The organism is Pseudomonas sp. EpS/L25 (assembly GCF_001512295.1).
In the GTDB taxonomy this organism is placed as follows: Bacteria; Pseudomonadota; Gammaproteobacteria; order Pseudomonadales; family Pseudomonadaceae; genus Chryseomonas.
This window is the reverse complement of record NZ_LNUP01000002.1, coordinates 275,183-296,567: the sequence shown is the minus strand read 5'-3', so window position 1 is coordinate 296,567 and position 21,385 is coordinate 275,183. Positions and strand designations below refer to the sequence as shown.

Sequence of the window (21,385 nt, the reverse complement as noted above, 5' to 3'; positions counted from 1 at the left end):
CTCTATTCGCAGGACGAACTGGATGAAGTGGCTCGGCAGTTAAACGAGCGTCCCAGAAAGACCCTGGGGTACTCGACTCCCGCCGAGTGTTTTAACCACGCTGTTGCGTCGACCGGTTGAATCCACAAGTGCCAGCGTACGCTCCGCCAGCGCGGATACCGGCAGCTGCCGCAGGTTCCCCGCCTGGCCCGGCGCGCACAGCCAGGCGTTTTCCACCGCAGCGAGCGGCTCGCTGGCAAACCGGTGATTGGAGAAAATGTCCGGGACGATGATCAGGTCGATGGAGTTGCTCTCGAGGCGCGAGTACAGCACGGTGCTGATATCCACTTCCGGCAGGATCTCCACCTTCGGGTAGCGCTCGCGAATGCCGTGCACCAGATCTGGCAGCCAGGTAAGTGCCGTCAACTCGGTCACTCCAAGGCGTAGTTTGCGCTGCAGCGTCGCGGGGCTTTCGAGCGTCTGGAGCAGTACATCGCGCTGCGCGAGCAAGGGCTCGGCCAGGCGTGAAAGCTGCTCGCCCAGCGGCGTGAGGAGTGCGCGCCGACCGCTGCGGTCGAACAGCGCCTGCCCGTAGCGGCCTTCCAGGTCCTGGATGCGCTTGGATACGGCCGACTGGGTGGTGTTGAGATGATCCGCGGCAGCATCGAAGCTCCCCAGTCGGGCCACCCAGTACACCGCCTCGACCTGCTTGATCGTGATCACCAGGGTCTCCCTGCACATGCGTAAATACGATGAATTCCCCGGACAAAATATCGTTATTTATTCGAGACCTCCATCGGTAACGTCGGTGACACCTCTCTTCACCCCGTTAAGGCCCTGTCATGACGTATCCCCTGTCCACTCGCCTCGACCGTTTCAGTCCCTCTGCCAGTGTGGCGGCAAAGGAGCGCGTGACGGCGCTGCAGGCGCAGGGCGTAAAGGTGCTGGACTTCACCGCGGGCGAGCCAGACCTGGATAGCCCTGCCCTGGTCATCGAAGCTGCTCACGATGCCGCCCTGGCCGGGCACACCCGCTATACGGCCACGTCCGGTACGCCCGGGCTCAAGCTGGCCGTTCAGCGTAAATTCCTTCGAGAGAATGGCCTGGACTTCGCGCTGAACGAAATCATCGTCGGCGCTGGAGCCAAGCAGCTGATCTACACCGCTTTCAGTTGCACCGTGGACGAGGGCGATGAGGTGATCATCCCTGCGCCTTACTGGGTGTCCTACCCGGACGTGGTGAAACTCAACGGCGGCGTGCCGGTGATCGTCGCCTGCCCGGACGAACAGGGCTTCAAGATCACCGCGGCGCAATTGGAAGCGGCCATCACCCCCAGGACCAAATGGCTGGTGCTCAACACCCCGAACAACCCGAGCGGCGCCATCTACAGTCAGGCGGAGCTACAGGCTCTGTGCGAGGTGCTCCTGCGCCATCCGCAGGTATGGCTGATGACCGACGAGATCTACGAGCATTTCAACTATCAGGGCCAGGCCCTGGCCGCGCCGGCCTTGCTGGCACCGGCGCTGAAGGCGCGGACGCTAGTGATCAACGGGGTGTCCAAGGCCTATGCCATGACCGGCTGGCGCATCGGTTTCGCGGGCGGTCCGGCAGCTCTGGTGAAGGCCATGGACAAGTTGATGTCGCAAAGCGTAGGAGGCGCCTCGGGGATCAACCAGGCGGCGGCCATCGCGGCGTTGAACGATGGTGCGGCCTTCGTCGAGCGGGCCGCAGCGCTGTTCGCCGGACGCCGAGCGCTGATCATGGAGCGCCTGAACGCCATACCCGGCCTTCACTGTCGACCGATCGAAGGTGCTTTCTATGCCTATCCCAACTGCGCCGGCCTGTTGGGCAAGCGCACCCCGGATGGCAAGGTGCTGAGTACCGACCTGGACGTGCGCACCTATCTGCTCGAGGCAGCCCAGGTGGCCGTGTTGCACGGTGCGGCCTATGGCCTGTCACCTTACCTGCGGCTGTCGTTCGCCACCTCCACCGAGGTGATCGAAGACGGCTGTCAACGCATCAAGGCGGCTTGCGCAGCCCTGGTCTGATGCTTCACCGACTAGAACAACAACTCTTGCGCGTCACCCTTCTGCCCTCACCATGTAATAGAGAACTGACTATGAAACGGGCAATTTTCGCTTTGGTAGGCCTGCTGGCCTGTTCCTCGGCCATGGCCGACGCGCTGCAAGACATAAAGGCGCGCGGTACCCTTCGCTGCGCGACCCTCACGGACAGCGTACCGCTCGGCTACCAGGACCCGGCGACACGGGAGATCGTCGGTCTGGACGTGGACGTGTGCAAGGCCCTGGCCCAGCACCTGGGGGTCAAGCCCGAGCTACAGGGCATCGCGGTAAGCGCACGCATCCCCACGCTGGTATCCGGCCGAGCCGACGTGGTCGCCGCCGCCCTGGCTACACCAAGGACCGCGCCGGGCAGATCAACTTCTCTGCCGCCTACTACCAGACGCCGATCAAGATCCTGGTGAAGGACCCGAACCTGAAGACCTTTGATGACCTCAAGGGCAAACGCATCAGCGCGATCAAAAGCTCCACGCCGGAACTCTATGCGCGTCAGCAACTGCCAGACTCCACGGTCGTTGCCTTCGAAGACGCCCCTTCGGCCTTCCTTGCCCTGCAGCAAGGCAAGACCCAAGGCATGGCCATGACCGAGCCCGCCGCGATTCGCTTCCATGCGCGTGCCCAGAACATGCATTTCCTCGACCAGGCGCTGCACTTCGAGCCCAACTGCCTGGGTATCAGGAAAGGGGAAGACGCCCTGACCCAGGCCGTGGACAAGGCCCTGCAGGACATGGAAACCACCGGCGAACTGCAGGCGCTCTGGGACAAATGGTACGGCCCGGGTACCGAATTCCAGTTGGTGCGTGAGAAGAAGCTGACCCCCCTCTCCGACTTCCAGTGACAGGCTCAGGGTCGCCGACAGGCGACCCTATTGGAGGCTTCCGTGCACCTTTTCGATGGCTTCGCTTCCCTGTTGCAGGGTGACTACCTGCACCTTTTCCTCGGCGGTATCGCCGTCACCCTGCAGCTGTTCCTGACCTGTGCGGTGCTGGGCTTCGGTCTGGCCTGCGTGTTGATGGGCATCCGTCTCCTGCCAACGCGGGCCGCCGGCTGGCTGGTTGACGCCTTCGTCGAATATCACCGCAATGTCCCCAGCCTGGTGCAGCTGTTCGTGTGGTACTTCGGCGTGCCTCAGTTGCTGCCCGTGGCCACCCAGGACTGGGTCAATGCCCAGGGCGGTGAGATGGTGTTCGCCGTTATCGCCCTCACGCTCAATGCGGCAGCCTATACCAGCGAAGACCTGCGCAGCGGCTTTCGCGCGCTACCCGCTGGCCAGCGCGAGGCCGCTACCGCGTTGGGCATGAACTACCTGCAAACCTTGCGCAAGGTACTGATCCCGCAGGCGGTACGCGCCGCGGCGCCGTCCCTCGTGAACCAGGCGCTGGCCCTGTTCAAGTCCACCGCGCTGGCCATGGCCATCGGCACCGGCGAGATGATGTACGTCACGCGCCAGATCGAGGGCGAAACCTACATGACCTTCCAGACCTTCGCGGTGGCCAGCCTCTTCTACCTGCTCGGCTCCTGGACCCTGATGCTGTTGGGTGGACTGTGGCAACGCCGCATCACTCTGCGCATGGCGAGGTAACTCATGCTCGATATCCTTCACGACTACGGGGTGATGCTGCTGGTCGGCCAATACCCTCATGGGCCGTTGGGTGGCCTGGCGCTTACCCTGGTACTGGCGCTCACCAGCCTGGTGCTGGCCTTCCCCATCGCGGTAGGGATCGGGCTGGCCCGCACCTCCAACCTGGCCTTCGTCCGTAATCTCGCCACGGGCTACACCTTCGTGGTGCGCTCGATCCCGCTGCTGCTGCTGATCTTCTGGGCCTACTTCGTGATTCCGCTCATCACGGGCGTGAACATCTCCGGCACCCTGACCATGGTCGTGGCCTTGGTGGTGTACGAGGGTGCCTTTCTGGGCGAGGTGGTTCGCGCCGGCATCGACGCCGTGCCGCGAGGCCAGCTGGAGGCCGCTCGCGCCATCGGCATGAGCTACGGCCAGGCCATGCGCAAGGTGGTACTACCCCAGGCGCTGTTCAACATGCTGCCGAGCATAGTCAACCAGTTCATTCTGATCACCAAGAACACCTCCCTCGCCTACCTCATAGGTACCCAAGAGCTGACCTTCGCCGCCTACCAGGTGAACAACCAGCTGCTGACTCAGCCGTTCCAGGTGTACCTGTTGCTGGCCGGGTTCTACTTCGTCCTGTGCTTCTCGCTCAGTCGCCTGGCCAAGTGGCTCGAGGTGGCCATCGGGCGACAGCGTGCCGGTATCCAATCCACTGCCACCGGCAGCGCCGAGGGCCACACCTTGTTGCTGGGGCAAAGCAAATGATCGCGTTCAAGGGCGTTAACAAATGGTACGGCGCCTATCGGGCGCTACACGACGTCAACGAAAGCGTCGCCGCCGGTGAAGTGGTCGTGGTGTGCGGGCCTTCCGGTTCGGGCAAGTCGACGCTCATCCGTACCGTCAACCGCCTGGAAGAGATCCAGGCGGGGCAGATATAGGTGAACGGCCATGACATGCATGGCCGGGGCAATGATCTCAATGCGCTACGCAGCCGGATCGGCTTCGTTTTCCAGAGTTTCAATCTCTTCCCTCACCTGTCCGTGCTCGACAACGTGATGATCGGCCCGCTCACGGTGCTCAAGCAGGACAGGGTCCAGACCGCGCAGAAGGCCCGGGACCTGCTCATGAAGGTGGGCCTGGCACACAAGGCGGACGCCATGCCGGCGCAACTGTCGGGAGGCCAGCAGCAGCGGGTGGCCATCGCCCGGGCGCTGGCGATGGAGCCGCCGGTGATGCTCTTCGACGAACCTACCAGCGCCTTGGACCCCGAGATGGTGGGTGAGGTGTTGCAGGTGATGAAGGCCCTGGCAGCGGATGGCATGACCATGATCTGCGTGACCCATGAGATGGGTTTCGCCCGGGACGTGGCCGATCGCATCTGGTTCATGGATGCCGGGCAAGTGCTCGAGCGAGCGGTACCCGAGACCTTCTTCAGCGCCCCGGAACACCCACGTGCTGCCAAGTTCATCGCCGACATCCGGGCCCACTGATGAACGCCACGCGCCCCGCCTCACCCCACATAGCGCCGCGCCCCGACTGGCTGGCCCAGGTGAGTGAGCCGGCGCTGGACCCGACGCTGGCGATCATCGATGCGCACCATCACCTATGGGACCGGAGCGGCCAGCGCTACCTGTCCGACGAGTACCAGGCCGACATCGATCAGGCCGGACACAAGGTGGTCGCCACCGTGTACGTGCAGTGCCGTTCGATGTTCGACAGGGCCCGTCCCGCGGCTTTTCAGAGCGTGGGGGAAGTGCAGTTCGCCACAGCCGTCGCGGAACGCAGCGCCAGCCGGCCGTATGGCGCCACTCGCCTGAATGCCGCCATCGTCGCCGGTGCCGACCTATGCCTGGGAGATGCCGTGCTGCCGGTTCTGGAAGACATGCGTGAACGATCCGGCGACCGTCTGCGGGGCATCCGCAACACGACAGCCTGGCATCCCGATCCGCGCCTGGTGACCAATCCAGTCCCGCCCCCCGCTGGCGTCCTCCTCGAGCCGACCTTTCTCCGCGGAGCCAGTTGCCTGGAACGGTACGGCCTCGTGCTGGATGTCTGGGCTTACCACACCCAACTCGACGAGGTGATCGCCCTGGCCGAGCGCCTGCCCAATCAAGGGATCGTGCTGGACCACGTGGGCGGGCCACTGGGCGCGGGCCCCTATCGAGGGCGGCGCGACGAGGTCTATGCGCACTGGACGGCGGCGATGATTCGCCTGGCGCGCTGCCCGAACGTCAGCGTCAAGCTGGGCGGCCTGGGCATGGGCGTCTCGGGTTTCGACCTGCATCGGCGACCACTGCCACCGACCTCCCTGCAGTTGGCCGAGCTGTGGCGACCCTACATCCTGCACTGCATCGAACACTTCGGTGTGCAGCGCTGCCTGTTCGAAAGCAACTTCCCGGTCGACAAGGGAATGTATGGCTACGGCGTGCTGTGGAACGCCTTCAAGCGTTTGACGGAGGACTTCAGCGCCGCGGAACGCGCGAGCCTGTTCCGCCAGACTGCTGCCACGCTCTACCGCATTGCGCCCCACTGAACGAGAAAACCGACCATGACCGTAGGCTTCAGAATCTTGCGACGTACCCGCCAGGCGAGTGCCGAACACATCGCTCGCTTTCGTACCCTGCCGGTGGCCAACATCAGCGACTCCATGAGCCGTATGACCGCTGCCGGCACCACCCTGCGCCCCATGCACCGCGGTGGCGTGCTGGCCGGACCGGCACTCACGGTCAAATGCCGCCCGGGAGACAACCTGATGCTGCACCATGCCCTCGACCTCGCCCAACCGGGCGACGTCCTCGTCGTGGATGCCGGCGGAGACCTGACCAACGCCCTGATCGGCGAGCTGATGACCTGCTATGCAGAGCAGAAGGGCCTGGGCGGCTTCGTGATAAACGGGGCGATCCGTGACTCACGCGCGATTGCCGAGCATGACCTGCCGGTGTACGCCGCCGGCATTACCCACCGCGGTCCCTACAAGGACGGGCCTGGGGAAATCAACGTCCCGGTGGCGATCGCCGGCATGATGATCGAGCCGGGCGACCTGATCATAGGCGACGAGGACGGCCTGCTGTGCGTGCCCTTCGCCGAGCTGGACGAGGTCTATGCCAAGGCCAAGGCGAAATCCGAGGCCGAACATGCCCAGCTGCAGGCCATCGCGGAAGGTCGTAGCGACAGACGCTGGGTGCTCGAAGCCCTGCTGGCACGTCACTGCACCTTCCCGCCTGCCTGAGAGCTGCCGATCGGTACCTGCCGGCCGTGTGTGGCCTGGCGGGGGTTCGCCTGGAAGGACGTAGGCCTCGGTCTCGTTCCGACCCGGCGCAACGCTCAGCATGCGAACGCCCTTCGGGTTCACCTCCCCTGCCAATGCCTTGCTGAAGGTCATGAGGACGCCCCTGGCCGTGGCCTAGGCGGTAGTGGACTCGGCCAGCGGCAAAACAGGCTGGATGGAACTCGTATCCCAGCAGGCAGCAACGCCCCGCCGCCTTCGGCGATTGCTTGCTGGACCGCGGACCTTTCGCCGGTGGCTCAATTCGGAAAGGATGCCGAAGAGCGGCGACCGGGTAGCGGCCGCTCTTCGCGCCGCCTAGCTCTCTACCCCAGGCGCATCCAACTGCAACACATTGGCGCCAACGACAGGATCGAGTCGTCGCTCCAGCCGGCGATCATGCACCTGCACGGTGATCTCGAACGAGCCACGGCCGACCCGCAGGTCCAGCACGTGCCCGCCCACGACGGCGAAGTCGCGATCACCGCCGCTGGCATGGGCATGCACGGACGGCGCGCCGTCCTTCCAGGCCAGGGTGCCATTCAGGCCGGTGATCTCGAGTTGCTGAAATTCACGGGCGTCATAGTCACCTTTCGTGAAGTCGAAAAAGCCGAGGCGCGCCGTCGCGACGAAGCCGAATCCGCTTAACGTCGCTGACGGAGTCGACTCCTCCCGCATCAGCGCCTCGAGCGAAGCCAGCACCTCGTCGCCCTGCCGCAATACCAGCAGGAACCCACTGGGTGTCGAGATGTACCGACGGGGTTCGGTCATAAGGGCCTCCAGGATCTCAGGCGATCGTAGGGGTCACACCGCCATCGACGCGCAACGCGGCGCCATTGGTGGCAGCCGACAGGGGGCTGGCGACGTAGGCGACCAGGGCGGCGATCTCCTCGGGCTCGATCATCCGCTGCAGCAGTGACGTCGGGCGCTCCTTGGCGAAGAAGCTGCGCTCGATGTCTTCCGCCGGTGCCGTGGGATCGTCGGCGACGCTTTTCAGGAAATCGCCGATGCCGGCCGAGCGGGTCGGTCCGGGCAGCACCGAGTTCACCGTGACGCGCGTGCCCTTGCTCGCCGCGGCCAGGCCACGAGAGATGGCCAGCTGGGCGGTTTTCGTCATGCCGTAGTGGATCATGTCGGGCGGCACGACCAAGGCCGAGTCACTGGCCACGAAGATGATCCTTCCCCAGTCCCGCGCGACCATGCCGGGAAAGTAGGCCCGCGCCAGCCGGGCGCCCGACAGCACGTTCACCTCGAAGAAGCGCTGCCAGTCCGCATCGGTGATCTCGGCGAAGGGCTTCGCTTCATAGATGCCGAGGTTGTTGACCAGGATGTCGACCGCCGGGACGGCCGTCACCAGGGTGGCGGCCCCTTGCGCCGTCGCGGGATCGGCCAGGACGGCCCGGGCACCGCTGGCGGCTGCCGCCGCGTCCAGCTTGGCCTGATCGCGGCCGCAGATGACCACGTCCGCGCCTTCGGCGACCAGACGGCGGGCGATTTCCAGCCCTATCCCGGCCGTGGAGCCGGTGACGAGTGCGGTCTTGTTCTCCAGTTGCAGATCCATGATCGACTCCTTCAAGCGTTCCAGTCGGGCGCCAGGCCCGGGGGGTTGACGAGGCGGCCATCGGCACGCGCCAGGCTGGCAATGGCCGCCATCTCCTGATCGTCCAGCTGGAAGTCGAAGATCGCGGCGTTCTCGGCCACGCGCTCGACGTTGGCGGTCTTGCTAAGCGCCACCAGCCCCTGCTGGATCAGCCAGCGCAAGCCGACCTGGGCAGCGGTCTTGCCGTGGGCCCGGCCAATGTCCTGGATCAGGGGATCACGGGGTACCTGACCGTCCGCCATTCCGTAGTAGGCGGCGATGGCCACCCGCTGATCCCTGGCCGTCGCGATCAGCGCGCGTTGATCCAGGTAGGGGTGAACCTCGACCTGGTTGGTGAGGATGGGCGCCGCGCTGAGCCGTACCGACTCGGTCATTTGCGCGACATTCTGGTTGCTGACCCCGATGTGACGCGTCAGGCCGGCGGCCTGGACCTCGTTGAGCAGGGCGATCTGATCGGCGATGGGGACCTGGGCCCCCGGCCAGTGCAGCAACAGCAGGTCGACCTGGCTGACCCTCAGCTTCTCCAGGCTTTCCTCGACCGAGGCGACGAAGCGCTGGGGGTGGTAATGATCGACCCAGACCTTGGTGCTCAGGAACAGGTCGGCGCGCGCCGCACCCGCGCGCTCCAGTGCTCGGCCGAGCGCGGCCTCGTTGGCATAGATCTGCGCGGTGTCGAAATGGCGAAAGCCGGCTTCGAGGGCGACGGGGATCACCCGCTCGACCTCGGCGTCGGTCATGCGGAATACCCCGAAGCCGAGGGCCGGGATGCGAACTCCGTGTGATTCTAGGTAGGTCATGTCCAACTCCTGGAAGGCGTAACGTCGACGCTCACGATGTCATCTCGCCGCTCCAGTGATAAGTCGCTAGAGTTGCACATGAGTTTGGAAATGAATTCACAGCTGGACGGGGTCGAGCCTTGGATAATCGTGCGGGAGAGATGCAGATTTTCGTCGCGGTGGTCGACTCCGGAAGCTTCTCGGCGGCCGCTCGACTGCTGCACATGACGCCGTCGACGGTGTCCAAGTTGATTACGCGGCTGGAACAGCGCCTGGGGGTGCGCCTCGTCGAGCGATCCACGCGCCGCCTGTCCCTGACGACCGAAGGGCACCTCTATCACGAGCGTGCCAGGGCGATGCTCGCGGAGCTGGAGGATCTCGAACTCACGCTCGGGCTCGGCAGCCGCGGCGTCAGCGGCACCATCAGAGTCAACACTTCGGTCGCCTTCGGCAGCCTGATGCTGGAGCCGTTGCTGCCCGCGTTCTGGGCGGCGCACCCGAACATCATCGTGGATCTGTCGCTGACGGATGAGATGGTCGATCTGTACCTGGCGCGCACCGACGTCGTGTTTCGCGTCGGCGGCATCACGGACTCCGCGCTGATCGCCCGGCGCATCGGCACCGCCCGCCGCAAGATCGTCGCCTCGCCGGCTTACCTCGCGCGAGCCGGTACGCCCCGCTGCGTCGAGGATCTGGAAAATCACAACTGCCTGGGCTTCAACTTCCAGCGCGCGCAACCGGTCTGGCCGATGCGGACGGGCGGCCGGATCGTCGATCGGATGGTCACGGGCAAGCTGCTCGCCAACAACGGCGAAACCGTAAGGCGCATGGCGGTGGCCGGTGTCGGCCTGGCGCGGATCGGCGACTACCATGCCCGGGAAGACCTGGAGGCCGGTCGGCTGGTGGAGGTGTTGGCCGACGTGGGGGTGGCCGACGAAGAGGAAATCGCCGCGCTGTATCTCGGCGGTCAGCATCAGCCCGCCCGCGTTCGCGCCTTCCTCGACTTCGTCGTGCCGCCCTTGCAGAGCGCCCTGCTTCAAGCTCGGCCTGGCTGACCTCGAGCGCCATCCCGATCATCAGGCGAGGATGGTATGCCCTGCGGTAATAGCTGGACGACCTCATGTTCCTCGGGTATCAGGACGCTCTTCGCGAAGCGCACTTGGAACCAGTTGACGATTCGCCGCGCTGGCCAAAGGGCGTTGAGAAGGCCCTGGACGGCCCCGTCGCAACGCTCATTTGCCACCCGCGGAATCGAGCCCGAGTCCGATCCGCTTCCTCAGGCATTTTCATGGGGCCGCCCAGGCCTCGCTTGTCTCAAGTTCGCCAAGATCCTGAACAGGTTCCTGGCGCTCGCGGTCACCCCGCGAGCAGCTCGGGCGACTCGGCCATGTAGCCCTGCGACTCCGGCGATGCAGCGTATGACGGCACCCGCGAAAGGCACGGCCGTCCGCCACGGCTATTGGCCGGCCAGCAGTGGCGCCCATCAGTCCGCGCGGAAACCCCGCTGGCGTTGAAACGAACGTGCCCACTCGAGCAGGACGTGCTCCTCATCGGTACGGTCGTCCACGCCACATTCTTCGAGTGCCAGGATGACGCGGCTCATGAAGTCCGGGTCTACCCGCGCCCGATCCATGACCGTGGTCGCGCTCAATCCATCCACCTCCTTCAGCCGCCTGCCCCGCTCTTCATCTTCGATGCTCATGGCACCCGTACTCCAGCAGCGCCGCCAGCAGCCCACGACTGGCGTAACGCCATCATCGACCAAACCTGTCGCTGCCGCATCCCTTATCGTACGAGATGTCGATATCCATGCCCGAGTGGCGGCGAATACGGCGCCTCGCCGGCCGGAGCCCGGCGATTCGCCAGAGGGTCGTCCGGCTGGCCGCCCGCACCACCCCCAGTTCCGGCCCCTTGCGCACCTAATCATGGTGACCCGCTCCCTTCCAGCGACCGAACCGCGCCCAGGGCGAGTCGCCTGGCGTGCTACCTCGCCTCTTCCTGCCCCTCCTCCGCTCTGGCGGCATCATAGGCACGCTGCGCCTCCGCCATTGCGGTGCCGTTGGCCAGGGCCCAGTGGTAAAGCGCGGCGAAGGGTTCGCGCAGCGAGCTGCCCAGCGGGGTGATGGTGTATTCCACGCCGATCGGCTGGGTCGGCAGGACCTTGCGGCTGATCAGGCCGTTGCGCTCCAGCCGCTTCAATGCCTCGGACAGGGATTTATGGGTGATGCCATGGAGACGACGCTTGAGGTCATTGAAGCGTGCTGGCTGGGTGCACAGCACGCTCAGGATCAGGACCGTCCACTTGTTGGCGATGTGGTCCAGGATCGGCCGGGTCGCGGTGACCTCGAGGGGTAGAGCGAGCGCTGCTTCGGACATGGGTTTCCGTCTGGATATCTAGGCACCATCAGGTGCGTTCTTGTGATCAGGTATCCAGATGATACCGTGCTCATGGTCATCCCTATCACTCTCGTGAGGACTTATGAGCACTCTTTCCGGAAAGATCGCGGTCGTGATCGGTGGTCACGGTGGCATTGGCGGTGCCATCGCCGAGCGCTTTGCAACGGAGGGCGCCACCGTGTACGCCACCAGTCGGCGCGCCCAGGACGACGAGGTCGAGTTGGGCGCCGGTCGGCTGCACGAGCGGTGCGTCGATGCCGCCGATCCATCGGCGCTCAGCGCCTTCTTCGAGACGGTGCGTCGCGAAGAAGGCCGCGTGGACGTGCTCGCGGTCAACGCCGGCCTCTCCGAGTTCGCCACGCTCGATGCCATCAGCGAAGACCATTTCGACCGGACCTTCGACCTCAATGTGCGCACACTGCTGTTCGCCACCCAGGCGGCGACCGCGCTCATGCCGGCCGGTGGCGCCATCGTACTGGTGGGTTCGATCGCCGCCACCATCGGCACCAAGGGCTATGGCGTCTATGGCGCGACCAAGGCCGCCGTCCGGTCCTTCGCGCGGACCTGGGCCAATGAGCTGGCCCCGCGCCACATCCGCGTCAACGTGGTGGCGCCAGGTCCGACCGATACCGCCATGATGGCGGCGGCGTCCGCGGAGATCCGCGAGACGCTGACGACGCTGATCCCGCTCGGCCGGATGGCGCGCGCCGACGAGGTAGCCGCGGCCGCGCTGTTTCTGGTGAGCGACCAAAGCAGCTTCATCACCGGGGCCGAGCTGCCGGTCGACGGCGGCATGGCGCAGGTCTGAACAGGGCGTCCGCCAGGAAGAAATGAAGCGTGTCCTGGTCGGAGCCACCGGCTCGGGGCTTCGAATGGCCGGCCTGGCTTCGCCCACCGCATCGGGCATCGCTTACCGATCCTGGCGGACAGGTTGCCGTCGTCTCATCTGCCAACACGCCTCACTCCACGGGTGGCGGCCGTCATGCGGACGATGCCCCTTGCCCTACGAAAGGTGTCCGTGACGGAATTGTAATCCGCCGGTCAGCCTGCAGCCCTCCCTGCCCTCCTAGAGTGGCCCGGTCAGCGACCCGCTGCCCCACTCAGGAGGACTCATCATGAAAGCGCTCATTCTCGGTATCTTCGGATTGCTCGCCACCGGCTCCGCCCTGGCCGACACCGCCAGTTCCACCCCGATCCACGACAAGCCCGGCTTCTTCGTCCACCTCGACATCGACAAGGTCGTCAGCCAGACCGACCTGACCAGCCGCTGCGGCATCGTCCCGGCTCGCCTCGACTACCTGGATCACAGAGGCCAGGAGCACGTGATGGACTATCTGGTGTATGGCTACGGTTGCTACAACGACAACTGAAGCCTTGCTCAGGCCAGGTGGCGGCAGACAGGACACCCGCCCGGAGTTCATCCGGTGCAGGGGCCCTCTCCGCCCAGCGGCTCGTTGCCGAAGGCGCTCAAGGCCTACTCCCTAACTCGACCGACAGCCCGCCTCCGCGGCTCCTTGCGGACGACCAAGCGCGGGATGCAGACCCTTGACCTGACTCACGCCCTCCAGCAGCGTCGCGACCTGCAGGACCGTGGCCTCGTCGTGCCAGGCACCGACCACCTGGACATTGATCGGCAAGCCGTCGCGGCTGGTACCGAAGCGCATCGACAGGCCGGGCAGGCCGGCGACGTTCAGCGGTACGGTGGCACCCTGGAGGTAGGTGGCGTCGACCGTCTGGCCATCGATGACGAAGCTCTCGACGCCGTGCTTGTGCGCGGGAATCGGCAATACGTGGGTGATGAGGGCGTCGTACCGGGAGAAGTACTCGGCATAGCCATCCCGAATACGCTCAGCCGCCTGCTCGGCCTCGATGAAGTCGCTCATGGAAGTGTCGGGTAGCGACAGCATCGTCCTGGCCATCTTGTAGAGCTCATCTTCCCGCCGACCGACCGTGGCCTGGGCGAAGGCCGGCTTCATTTCCATGACGTGCAGGCGGTTGAAGACATCCAGGGCGAAGTCCCTTTCCAGGGCGGGAATGCCCACCGGCTCGACCGCGACGCCCAGATCCGCCAGCGCCTGGGCTGCCGCCTTGACCGTCGCCGCCACCTGAGGATCGACCGGCCCGAAGCCTGGGCCGACCATCCAGCCCACCCGCAGGGGCCGCGTCGGTTTTTCGGAAAGGTTGCCGAGGTCACGGGCAGCGAGCGTGGAAAAGGCGTCCTGACCATCCGGGCCGGCCAACTGCGCAAACGCCAGGGCGATGTCCCGGACCGAACGGGCCATGGGCCCGACGTGCCAGAAGCGACGCGGTGCCCGCGGCCAGATGCCGGTCATGGGTACCCGACCATGGGTCGCCTTCATGGAGGTGATCCCGGTCTGGGCCGCGGGTCCTCTCACCGAAATGGCCAGATCGGTTCCCAGCCCGAGGGGCGACATGCCCGCAGCGATGGCGGCCGACTCGCCTCCGCTGGAACCGCCCGGCGTGCGTTCCAGATCCCAGGGGTTGTTGGAACGGCCGCTGAGCAGATTGTCGCTCTCGATCCAGTAGGAGAACTCGGGGAGGTTGGTCTTCGCCAGCAGGATCGCCCCGGCTCGCTTCAGGCGCGCCACACTGGTGGCGTCTTGCCCGGGCGTGCGACCGCGAAAGATCGGTGAGCCGCGTTGGGTCATGACGCCGGCCGTGTCGATGGAATCCTTGGCCGTGAACGGCACCCCGTGCAAAGGCCCGAGTTCCTCGCCCGCCAGGACCGCCGCCTCGGCGATCCTGGCGGCGCTGAGCGCACCCTCGGCCAGGATGACGATGGCATTCACCTGCCCATCCAACGCCTCGATGCGATCAAGGTGGGCCTTGACCACCTCCACCGGGGAGACCTCCTTGCGACGGATCAGAGCGGCAAGACTGGTAGCGTCCTGGAAGATCAATTCATTACTCATGGAATCACCTCGTTGAAAAGCCTTTAGGCTTGACTAACTAACGTTAGGTAGACTCAAAGCTAGGTGGTATAGTTCGTCCTGTCAACAGGCTTTTTGGGAGGTGCGGATGAGGGCTCAGGCTGGCGGTAACTCGAGCGAAAGGATCCTGGAGGTCGCTACCCGGATCGCCCAGGCCCATGGCTACGGCGGCTTGAACATGCGCGACCTGGCAGAGCAGGTCGGCGTGAAGGCGGCCAGCCTCTACCACCACTTCGCCGGGAAGACCGAGCTCGCCGCGGCGGTGGCCAGGCGCTATTGGGAAAATTCGGAAGCCTGCCTCGAAGAGCTGACGGTGGCGTTTCCGGACCCGCACGAGCGCCTGCGCCAGTACCCCCACACCTTTCGCATCTCTCTGGAAAGCGACAATCGCATCTGCCTGAGCAGCTTCATGGGCGCCGAATACGATGATCTGCCCGCGCCGGTGATGCAGGAGGTGCAGAGATTCGCCGAGATCAACATCGACTGGCTGGCGCAGACCGTGGCGGAAGCCGGAATCGGCAAGGCCGAAGACGCTCGCGCCCGAGCTCAGGCGATCTACGCGGCTATCGCAGGTGCCCAGCTGCTAGCGCGTAGCCGCGCGGATCTCGGCCTGTTCGACCAGACGATCGGCAGCTACCAGGCCGCCGGCCTGCTGCCATAGAGAACGGGACCGCGCCTTGGGCGGGCACGTACGGACGTCTGTCAGGGGGGCTAGCAACAGGCCTGGAGCTTATCGCTGGAATTCGGGGTCCACTTTCCTAGCCCCTGCCTCCAGGAACGTGCCCCATGATCACCATCAACAGCTACACCACGGTCAGACGCCGTGAGCGAGTACCTCACGAGGTGTTCGCGCACTACTGGCGCGATGTCCACGGCCCGCTCTGCGCCCGCCTGCCGGGCCTTGGCCACTATGTGCAGCACCATTTCGACCGAGACCAGGCCGCTCACCTGTGGCCGCTGGAGCACGGTGTCCAGGAAATTCCCCACTACGAACTGGATGGCATGGTGGAGATCGGCTTCGTTGATGAGGAAAGTCAGCGCACCTTTCAGGCAGCCGGTCCCGTGTTGTTCAGTGACGAGCAGAACATGTTCGCCGAGACGCTCGCCTACGATTTGCCCCAAGGCTCAGAGGCGTTCAAGAACACGCTGGCGGACGAGCACCATAACGGCCCCGACCAGTTGGATCGCCTCCAGCTGCATCTGCACCCCCGCCAAGACCTGGAAGCCCTGAACGACTACCTGACGAAACAGCTAGGCCCCTGGCTGGCTGCGCAACCGGCCGTCCTTAAAGTTCGGGTGCATCCGTGCGTTCCTTTCGTCAATGACGATCAACATCCGCCGTCACCAGACGTGGCTCATAGCGCAGATGCCATCCGTGCGGCCCTGTCGATGCTGGAGATCGTGTTCGCCTCGCCACTGGAGCGCCGACGCTTCTTCGCCAGTGAGGCCTTTCGCACCAACCTTGCCGAACAGGCGCAGCATATAGCTTTCATCAAGGCCTTCGCCGTGTCTGGGGTGTACACCTACGTTCATGCCGGCGAGCTCACCACCGCGGGCCTCAGAGGCAGTCGCGCAGCCGAACTGATCGAACGACTCGGGGCGGTCAACCAGACGCAACCCGAGGTCGTGCATCTGTTTCGCCACGGATCGCTACCTGAGCGAGCTGCCCACCCCTCGGCGCGGACCCCGGGACAGGACTGAAGACGCCCTATCCTGCTTCGGGCGGCTTGGTGTTCCATCTCACCCTCGTCAGGCCGTGTCAGCCGCTACGGCCTGACGAGGAGCCCGCCGTCTGGACAGCACCATCGCTGCCAGCCCGGATGCTCGGGCTAGCCGCGGTATCGCCTAGGCTATTGGTTGCTAGCCTGTAATCTCGTCTATCCCGCAAATACCCCTGGGAGCTTGTCCGTTACCAGGGTGTCTGGCCATTGCAATCACTAAAACGAAATGCAATTCTAAAAAAAGCCATCCATTGGATGGTTGCATCCCGCCATTCCAAAAGCGCCTGCCTGATGACTATCGGATTCCGAGCCCTGTCCGCCATGTACCGCATGAGCGCTAGGCATGGCACCTCCGTCCTAGGCATCGCCATTCTTGTTATAGCGGTACCGAACGTGACACGCCGGCCCGACCGCTTCCCGCCGGGTCAACCCGGAGACAGCCGCAGTGGCAGAACCTGCAACTCCTTCACATTGGCCCGCCGCCGTGCGGGCGCTCGCTCATCGTGACTTCCAGATCTATTTTGCCTGCCAGGGCTTGTCGACCCTGGGCAAATGGGTGCAACAGGTGGCACTCTCCTGGATGGCCTATCACGTCACCGCCTCCGCCACCCTGCTGGGCGTGATCACCTTTCTCACCCTCGCCCCGCAATTGCTCGTAGGTCCGATCGCCGGCGCCTGGATCGACCGCCACGACAAACGCCGCTGCCTGATCGCGGCGCAGTCGCTGTTGTCCATTCAATCGCTGTTGCTCGCGCTCTTGAGCTGGCAGGGCTGGATCGACGCGCCGATTCTGATCGCCATGGCCCTGCTCCTGGGCTTGCTGAATGCCCTGGAAACACCGCTCAGGCAGGCACTCATCGGTAGCTTCGTAGCCGACGCCAGCGATTTGCCCAACGCCCTTGCGCTCAATGCCATGTTGATCAACGCCGCGCGCTTCATCGGCCCCCCCTTGGCCGGTGCCCTGATCGCAGCCAGTAGCGAAGCGCTTTGCTTCCTGATAACCGCGATTGCCTTCGCCACCTTGTTGCTGGGCCTGGCGAAGGTTCAGGGCAGCGCAACCGCCAAAGCCAGCGGTTCGACCAGTGAGATGTTTCGCGAAGGCTTGGGCTACGTGTTCAGCACCCTCTCGGTCCGGCGTTTGATGTTCGGGGTGATCGCCGTGAACCTGCTCGCCTCCAACTACAGCGTCCTGCTGCCGGTACTGGCCAAGACGCTCTACCTCGGCGACGCCCGGATGCTGGGTTGGCTATGGGGTGCGGCGGGCGCCGGCGCCTTCGTTGCCACGATAATGCTCGCCCTCGTCGGCGTCTTGCACCGCCTGCGGCGCCTGATCTTCATTGCCGAATTATGCTGCGCCCTGGCGCTTTGCCTACTGGCGTTCAAGCTGCCGCTTCCGTTCGCATTGCTGTTGCTCGCCCTGCTGGGCTTTGGCATCACCGCCAACAACGTCAGCACCAACATGCTGTTGCAAAGCGACGCGCCGGCGGCGCTGCGCGGCCGCGTGATCGCCCTGTACATCGCCATGCGCTTCGGCTTCGAGGCAGTGGGTGGCCTGCTCGCGGGCCTGCTGGCCAGCGCGATTGGCGCCACTCTCACGCTCGGCATCGCCGGTCTGCTGTTGCTGACGTTCCGCGCGGTGGAGAGCCATCTCAATTCGGCAAAGGAATGAATTGGGGATTCGCAGGTCTGGCCTGTCGCGATAGACCTCAGCCTGCAGGTCGGTCCGGAATGGCAAAGAAGTAGCAGCTACGCTCTTAAATGGGCAACCAAGGTCCGCGCTCCCTGACTGGATCTCGACGCCGGGACAGGGCGGCAGTCAGCGTTAGCGGCCAGTCGCCGTGGCAAAAGCTATACAATTCGGCGCCCTTTCTCACCTGTGAAGATTCATGCGCCTTCTGCTGTCGCTTTTCCTCGCCACACTGCTCGCCACCTCCGCTCACGCAACCGCACCCGACACCTTCGTTGAAGCCAAGGTAATCGCCAGACAAAAAGTCTATTTCGACCAGAACACCAGCGCCCAGGGCGATCTCTACTGCGGTTGCCAGTGGGCGTGGGTCGGCAAGTCCGGAGGACGGGTCGATGCGCCCTCCTGTGGCTTCCAGGCGCGCAAGCAGGAAACCCGCGGCGAACGCACCGAGTGGGAACACATCGTCCCCGCCTGGACCTTCGGCCATCAGCGCCAGTGCTGGCAGAACGGCGGACGGGAACACTGCGTCGCCGACGACCCCGTGTTCCGCGCCATGGAAGCCGACCTCTTCAACCTCTATCCCGCCGTGGGCGAGGTGAATGGCGACCGCGCGAACTTCAACTACGGCATGGCGCAAGGCATGCCGCCGCAGTACGGTCGCTGCTCGACCAGGGTCGACTTCCAGGAGCGCGTCGCCGAGCCGCGGGATGACGTCAAGGGCCTGGTCGCTCGCGTCACCTTCTACATGTTCGATCGCTACGCCCTGAACATGTCGCGTCAGCAGCAGCAATTGCTGATGGCCTGGGATCAGCAGCATCCGGTGACCGCCTGGGAGCGTCAGCGGGATCAACGGATCGCCGCGGTGATGGGCCATGCCAATCCGTTCGTGTCCGGTGAGCGGCACTGGACCCTCGGCTACAAACCCATCGGGGACGGGGTCGTCAGCGCCCTGCCGGCACCCACGTCTGCACCCGTTCCCCCGGCCGACACCACGGACCCTCTGCCTACCCGGTCGGGATCGATCATCGGCAACCGTAACAGCCATGTCTATCACCTGGCCATAGGCTGCCCGAGCTATGCCAAGGTGTCGCCCAAGAACCAGGTTCGCTTCGCCTCCGAAGCCGAGGCGCAGGCGGCAGGTTTCACCAAGGCGGGCAATTGCTCGCCTTGAGGCCTGGGTGCCCTCACCCGGAGGCAGGTTGCCCCTGCGGTACCTGAGCACCTGTGCGCAACGAAACCCTCACCTACGGCTGCGGCCTGCCGTGGGTGCGGGAGAGTCGGCATCCGGCGGACGGCCGCCCGCCTGGAGCGAGCCCTTCATTTGCCTTGTGACAGCTCCACCAGCATCCGCGTGAGCAGGTAGATGCGCGGCGCCACGCTGTCCAGCTCGATGTACTCCTCGGGCGTGTGGAGCTTGCCGCCGACGATGCCGAAGCCATCCAGGGTAGGCACGCCGGCGCCGGCCGCGATGCTGGCATCCGCCGCGCCGCCGCTGCCTTCCACGGTCAGCGTGCGGCCCAGCTCGCCATAGATGCCCTGGGCCATGGCCAGCAGCCGATCGCTCGCCGGGGTCTGCGGCATCGGCGGCAGGCCGCGCTCCAGGCGAGTGGTCACCTCGGTATCGGGAACCTGCCTGTTGGCGGCGATCCGTGCCAGGTCCTGTTCCACCCGGTCGAACTCCTCCGGCAGCGCGGCGCGCACATCGGCCTTGGCGACGGCATGGTCGGGGATCACGTTGATCCGGTCACCCGCCTCGATCACGGTGAAGTTGACCGAGGTTTTCTTCTCCGCGTCGCCCAGGTTGCCCAGCTGCAGTACCTGGTGCGCCACCTCGGTGGCGGCGTTGCGCCCCAGTTCCGGGGAAACGCCGGCGTGGGACGCCTTGCCCTTGACCTCCACCACGGCCGTGGCACTGCCCTTGCGCCACACCACCAGGCCATCGGCCGGGCGTCCCGGCTCCAGGTTGAGCACCACATCGTGCTGTTTGGCGGTGCTGGCGATCAGCTCGGTGGCGGCCGGGGAACCGGTTTCCTCGCTGGCGTCCAGCAGCAGGGTGATCTGTCCATAGTCCTTGAAGTCGAGGGTCTTGAGGATGTCCAGCGCCGCCAGGGCGACCACGATGCCGCCCTTGTCGTCGGACACGCCCGGGCCATAGGCGCGCTGTCCGTCGGTGCGGTATGGCCGCGCCTTGGCCGTCCCTTCCTTGAACACCGTGTCCAGGTGCGCCAACAGCAGGATCCTGGCCTTGCCGGTGCCCTTCAGCGTCGCCACCAGATGCTGGCTCCGGTCCGGCGCGGTGTTCGGTACCTGCTGGAGGGTGGCACCGAGCTTCTTCAACTCGGCACCGACGAGGTTGCCGACTTCGGTCAAACCCGGTGCGTAGCCGGAACCCGAGTCGATGTTCACCAGTTGCTCCAGCAGCTTGAGGGCCGGTGTCCTGGCCTGCTCCGCAGCGGACTTGACGCGCTCGTCGAGCGCGGCGCTGGCGGGCAAGGCGATACAGCCGGCGAAAACGGCGGCGAGGGTCGAACGGAAGAACGAAGCGGACATCGGGCTTTCCCTGTTGGTCTGTTTTAATTAGTCAGACAACTGTAGTCGCAACAAGGACGCAGGGGGAACTCGGGCCGCACCCCAGCAACCCCGAACTGAAGCAGCGAGGCCAGGAGAGGTAGCGACTGTTGCCTTTCCGGCGGAAGGGCAAGCCGGCATAGGACGAATAGCTGTGGCTGTTCAGAAGCGAGCGATCAGGACGACCCCGGCGATCATGAAGACCGCACCCAGCAGGCGCCAACCGTTGACTGCGTGCTGCTCCATGGAGAACAGGCCGAAATGATCGATGGCCAGGCTGGCGATGAGGTTGGCGGTGATGGTGACCCCATTCACCGGAGCCGCACCGAGCCGCTGGATGAAGAGGAGTCCGGCGAAGACCGCGACGGCACCGGCGATGCCACCGAGAGGCGCCCACCAGGGCATGTCGCCGATCTGATTGACCGACGGGAGCGGCCTGGGCATGCAGATGAACAGCCCCACCGCCACGAAGGTGACCATCACGAACGACACGGAAGTGGCCAGCCAGGGATTGACCAAGGCCTTGTTGAGCGAGCCGTTCATGGCCGCGCCCGCGGCCTGCAGGAAGCCGGCAACGACGATGAGGAGGTAAGCCCAATTCGCGGTATTCATAGGAGTCGTCTCGGAGCGGAGCGTGGGGAAAGACGCGGGGCCGGCTCACCGACCAGGCGAAGCCTAGTTACGACCGGACGTCCAGCCCGAAAGTGCCGCCGCAATGCCCTGCGCAGGCTCTGCACCGGGCGTTGCGCGGCAGCCAGCCAGTGGTTCCGCGCGCAGATACTGGCCTTGCCGT

At 65.0% G+C, this 21,385-nt stretch carries 20 protein-coding genes and 4 pseudogenes; 15 read left to right on the top strand and 9 right to left on the bottom strand.

What is annotated here, in order from left to right; genetic code table 11:
- Positions 1-120, top strand: a pseudogene (locus AR540_RS26255) (IS30 family transposase); the annotation flags it as partial.
- 18 nt (positions 121-138) lie between these two features.
- On the opposite strand, the pseudogene AR540_RS02610 reads toward AR540_RS26255, so the two are convergent.
- Positions 139-720, bottom strand: a pseudogene (locus AR540_RS02610) (LysR family transcriptional regulator); the annotation flags it as partial.
- A gap of 101 nt (positions 721-821) precedes the next feature.
- On the opposite strand from AR540_RS02610, the gene AR540_RS02605 reads away from it, so the two are divergent.
- The 7 genes and pseudogenes from AR540_RS02605 (at position 822) to AR540_RS02575 (ending at position 6,856) form a co-directional block, all read left to right on the top strand.
- Positions 822-2,027 (top strand): aminotransferase class I/II-fold pyridoxal phosphate-dependent enzyme, encoded by a 1,206-nt coding sequence (locus AR540_RS02605; RefSeq protein ID WP_059226294.1) that lies wholly within the window; start codon positions 822-824, stop codon positions 2,025-2,027.
- Positions 2,027-2,898: pseudogene (locus AR540_RS26250) on the top strand (transporter substrate-binding domain-containing protein). Before AR540_RS02605 ends, AR540_RS26250 begins: the two are co-directional and overlap by 1 nt.
- A gap of 42 nt (positions 2,899-2,940) precedes the next feature.
- Positions 2,941-3,642 carry an amino acid ABC transporter permease gene (locus AR540_RS25920; protein WP_082706943.1) on the top strand — a complete coding sequence of 234 codons (702 nt, stop codon included), beginning with the start codon at positions 2,941-2,943 and terminating at the stop codon, positions 3,640-3,642.
- A gap of 3 nt (positions 3,643-3,645) precedes the next feature.
- On the top strand, positions 3,646-4,392 hold the full coding sequence (locus tag AR540_RS25915) for an amino acid ABC transporter permease (RefSeq protein WP_059226293.1): 747 nt from the start codon (positions 3,646-3,648) through the stop codon (positions 4,390-4,392).
- A pseudogene (locus tag AR540_RS02585) lies at positions 4,389-5,117 on the top strand (amino acid ABC transporter ATP-binding protein). The gene AR540_RS25915 and the pseudogene AR540_RS02585 overlap by 4 nt, the downstream one beginning before the upstream one ends.
- Positions 5,117-6,160: an amidohydrolase family protein gene (locus AR540_RS02580; RefSeq protein WP_059226292.1), complete on the top strand. Its 1,044-nt coding sequence runs from the start codon at positions 5,117-5,119 to the stop codon at positions 6,158-6,160. Before AR540_RS02585 ends, AR540_RS02580 begins: the two are co-directional and overlap by 1 nt.
- A gap of 15 nt (positions 6,161-6,175) precedes the next feature.
- Positions 6,176-6,856 (top strand): RraA family protein, encoded by a 681-nt coding sequence (locus AR540_RS02575; RefSeq protein WP_059226291.1) that lies wholly within the window; start codon positions 6,176-6,178, stop codon positions 6,854-6,856.
- A gap of 354 nt (positions 6,857-7,210) precedes the next feature.
- On the opposite strand, the gene AR540_RS02570 is transcribed toward AR540_RS02575, so the two are convergent.
- Genes AR540_RS02570 through AR540_RS02560 form a run of 3 tightly spaced genes read right to left on the bottom strand, consistent with a single transcriptional unit; the run spans position 7,211 to position 9,289 of the window.
- Positions 7,211-7,663: a PPC domain-containing DNA-binding protein gene (locus AR540_RS02570; RefSeq protein ID WP_059226290.1), complete on the bottom strand. Its 453-nt coding sequence runs from the start codon at positions 7,661-7,663 to the stop codon at positions 7,211-7,213.
- A gap of 16 nt (positions 7,664-7,679) precedes the next feature.
- A complete protein-coding gene (locus AR540_RS02565; protein ID WP_059226289.1) occupies positions 7,680-8,453 on the bottom strand; it encodes an SDR family NAD(P)-dependent oxidoreductase in 774 nt (257 codons plus the stop codon).
- Between the two features lie 11 nt (positions 8,454-8,464).
- Positions 8,465-9,289, bottom strand: a complete 825-nt coding sequence (locus AR540_RS02560; RefSeq protein ID WP_059226288.1) for an aldo/keto reductase — start codon at positions 9,287-9,289, stop codon at positions 8,465-8,467.
- Positions 9,290-9,429: 140 nt separating this feature from the next.
- Here AR540_RS02560 and AR540_RS02555 point away from each other — a divergent pair, with 140 nt between their 5' ends.
- The gene (locus AR540_RS02555; RefSeq protein ID WP_236711996.1) at positions 9,430-10,323 is read left to right on the top strand and encodes a LysR family transcriptional regulator; all 894 of its coding nucleotides are present in this window, start codon (positions 9,430-9,432) and stop codon (positions 10,321-10,323) included.
- A gap of 428 nt (positions 10,324-10,751) precedes the next feature.
- Here AR540_RS02555 and AR540_RS02550 read toward each other — a convergent pair whose 3' ends face one another.
- Together AR540_RS02550 and AR540_RS02545 are read right to left on the bottom strand one after the other, a co-directional pair.
- Positions 10,752-10,970: a hypothetical protein gene (locus tag AR540_RS02550; RefSeq protein ID WP_059226286.1), complete on the bottom strand. Its 219-nt coding sequence runs from the start codon at positions 10,968-10,970 to the stop codon at positions 10,752-10,754.
- A 281-nt stretch (positions 10,971-11,251) separates the two neighbouring features.
- On the bottom strand, positions 11,252-11,644 hold the full coding sequence (locus AR540_RS02545; RefSeq protein ID WP_059226285.1) for a winged helix-turn-helix transcriptional regulator: 393 nt from the start codon (positions 11,642-11,644) through the stop codon (positions 11,252-11,254).
- A 103-nt stretch (positions 11,645-11,747) separates the two neighbouring features.
- Here AR540_RS02545 and AR540_RS02540 point away from each other — a divergent pair, with 103 nt between their 5' ends.
- The gene (locus AR540_RS02540; RefSeq protein ID WP_059226284.1) at positions 11,748-12,473 is read left to right on the top strand and encodes an SDR family NAD(P)-dependent oxidoreductase; all 726 of its coding nucleotides are present in this window, start codon (positions 11,748-11,750) and stop codon (positions 12,471-12,473) included.
- 307 nt (positions 12,474-12,780) lie between these two features.
- Complete coding sequence (locus AR540_RS02535; protein ID WP_059226283.1) at positions 12,781-13,035, top strand: DUF2790 domain-containing protein; 255 nt, start codon at positions 12,781-12,783, stop codon at positions 13,033-13,035.
- Positions 13,036-13,146: 111 nt separating this feature from the next.
- On the opposite strand, the gene AR540_RS02530 is transcribed toward AR540_RS02535, so the two are convergent.
- Positions 13,147-14,598, bottom strand: a complete 1,452-nt coding sequence (locus AR540_RS02530; RefSeq protein ID WP_059226282.1) for an amidase — start codon at positions 14,596-14,598, stop codon at positions 13,147-13,149.
- A gap of 106 nt (positions 14,599-14,704) precedes the next feature.
- Here AR540_RS02530 and AR540_RS02525 point away from each other — a divergent pair, with 106 nt between their 5' ends.
- The 4 genes from AR540_RS02525 to AR540_RS02510 all read left to right on the top strand — a co-directional run bounded on the left by AR540_RS02525 (position 14,705) and on the right by AR540_RS02510 (position 19,195).
- Entirely contained in the window at positions 14,705-15,277 is a 573-nt protein-coding gene (locus AR540_RS02525; RefSeq protein WP_059226281.1) for a TetR/AcrR family transcriptional regulator, read from the top strand.
- Positions 15,278-15,402: 125 nt separating this feature from the next.
- On the top strand, positions 15,403-16,317 hold the full coding sequence (locus AR540_RS02520; protein ID WP_059226280.1) for an EthD domain-containing protein: 915 nt from the start codon (positions 15,403-15,405) through the stop codon (positions 16,315-16,317).
- 465 nt (positions 16,318-16,782) lie between these two features.
- A complete protein-coding gene (locus AR540_RS02515; protein WP_236711995.1) occupies positions 16,783-18,006 on the top strand; it encodes an MFS transporter in 1,224 nt (407 codons plus the stop codon).
- A gap of 217 nt (positions 18,007-18,223) precedes the next feature.
- A complete protein-coding gene (locus AR540_RS02510) occupies positions 18,224-19,195 on the top strand; it encodes an endonuclease (protein ID WP_059226278.1) in 972 nt (323 codons plus the stop codon).
- Between the two features lie 146 nt (positions 19,196-19,341).
- Here AR540_RS02510 and AR540_RS02505 read toward each other — a convergent pair whose 3' ends face one another.
- Together AR540_RS02505 and AR540_RS02500 are read right to left on the bottom strand one after the other, a co-directional pair.
- On the bottom strand, positions 19,342-20,574 hold the full coding sequence (locus AR540_RS02505) for a glutamate carboxypeptidase (RefSeq protein ID WP_059226277.1): 1,233 nt from the start codon (positions 20,572-20,574) through the stop codon (positions 19,342-19,344).
- A gap of 180 nt (positions 20,575-20,754) precedes the next feature.
- The gene (locus AR540_RS02500) at positions 20,755-21,204 is read right to left on the bottom strand and encodes a DMT family transporter (RefSeq protein WP_059226276.1); all 450 of its coding nucleotides are present in this window, start codon (positions 21,202-21,204) and stop codon (positions 20,755-20,757) included.
- Positions 21,205-21,385 lie beyond the last annotated feature (181 nt).

Bases quoted from the DNA above. Each gene is read 5' to 3' on its own strand.
- AR540_RS02565 (WP_059226289.1), bottom strand. From the start codon at position 8,453: ATGGATCTGCAACTGGAGAACAAGACCGCACTCGTCACCGGCTCCACG.
- AR540_RS02560 (WP_059226288.1), bottom strand. From the start codon at position 9,289: ATGACCTACCTAGAATCACACGGAGTTCGCATCCCGGCCCTCGGCTTC.
- AR540_RS02575 (WP_059226291.1), top strand. From the start codon at position 6,176: ATGACCGTAGGCTTCAGAATCTTGCGACGTACCCGCCAGGCGAGTGCC.
- AR540_RS02555 (WP_236711996.1), top strand. From the start codon at position 9,430: ATGCAGATTTTCGTCGCGGTGGTCGACTCCGGAAGCTTCTCGGCGGCC.
- AR540_RS02530 (WP_059226282.1), bottom strand. From the start codon at position 14,598: ATGAGTAATGAATTGATCTTCCAGGACGCTACCAGTCTTGCCGCTCTG.
- AR540_RS02535 (WP_059226283.1), top strand. From the start codon at position 12,781: ATGAAAGCGCTCATTCTCGGTATCTTCGGATTGCTCGCCACCGGCTCC.
- AR540_RS02545 (WP_059226285.1), bottom strand. From the start codon at position 11,644: ATGTCCGAAGCAGCGCTCGCTCTACCCCTCGAGGTCACCGCGACCCGG.
- AR540_RS02605 (WP_059226294.1), top strand. From the start codon at position 822: ATGACGTATCCCCTGTCCACTCGCCTCGACCGTTTCAGTCCCTCTGCC.
- AR540_RS02500 (WP_059226276.1), bottom strand. From the start codon at position 21,204: ATGAATACCGCGAATTGGGCTTACCTCCTCATCGTCGTTGCCGGCTTC.
- AR540_RS02525 (WP_059226281.1), top strand. From the start codon at position 14,705: ATGAGGGCTCAGGCTGGCGGTAACTCGAGCGAAAGGATCCTGGAGGTC.
- AR540_RS02580 (WP_059226292.1), top strand. From the start codon at position 5,117: ATGAACGCCACGCGCCCCGCCTCACCCCACATAGCGCCGCGCCCCGAC.
- AR540_RS02550 (WP_059226286.1), bottom strand. From the start codon at position 10,970: ATGAGCATCGAAGATGAAGAGCGGGGCAGGCGGCTGAAGGAGGTGGAT.
- AR540_RS25915 (WP_059226293.1), top strand. From the start codon at position 3,646: ATGCTCGATATCCTTCACGACTACGGGGTGATGCTGCTGGTCGGCCAA.
- AR540_RS02520 (WP_059226280.1), top strand. From the start codon at position 15,403: ATGATCACCATCAACAGCTACACCACGGTCAGACGCCGTGAGCGAGTA.
- AR540_RS02540 (WP_059226284.1), top strand. From the start codon at position 11,748: ATGAGCACTCTTTCCGGAAAGATCGCGGTCGTGATCGGTGGTCACGGT.
- AR540_RS02570 (WP_059226290.1), bottom strand. From the start codon at position 7,663: ATGACCGAACCCCGTCGGTACATCTCGACACCCAGTGGGTTCCTGCTG.
- AR540_RS02510 (WP_059226278.1), top strand. From the start codon at position 18,224: ATGCGCCTTCTGCTGTCGCTTTTCCTCGCCACACTGCTCGCCACCTCC.
- AR540_RS02505 (WP_059226277.1), bottom strand. From the start codon at position 20,574: ATGTCCGCTTCGTTCTTCCGTTCGACCCTCGCCGCCGTTTTCGCCGGC.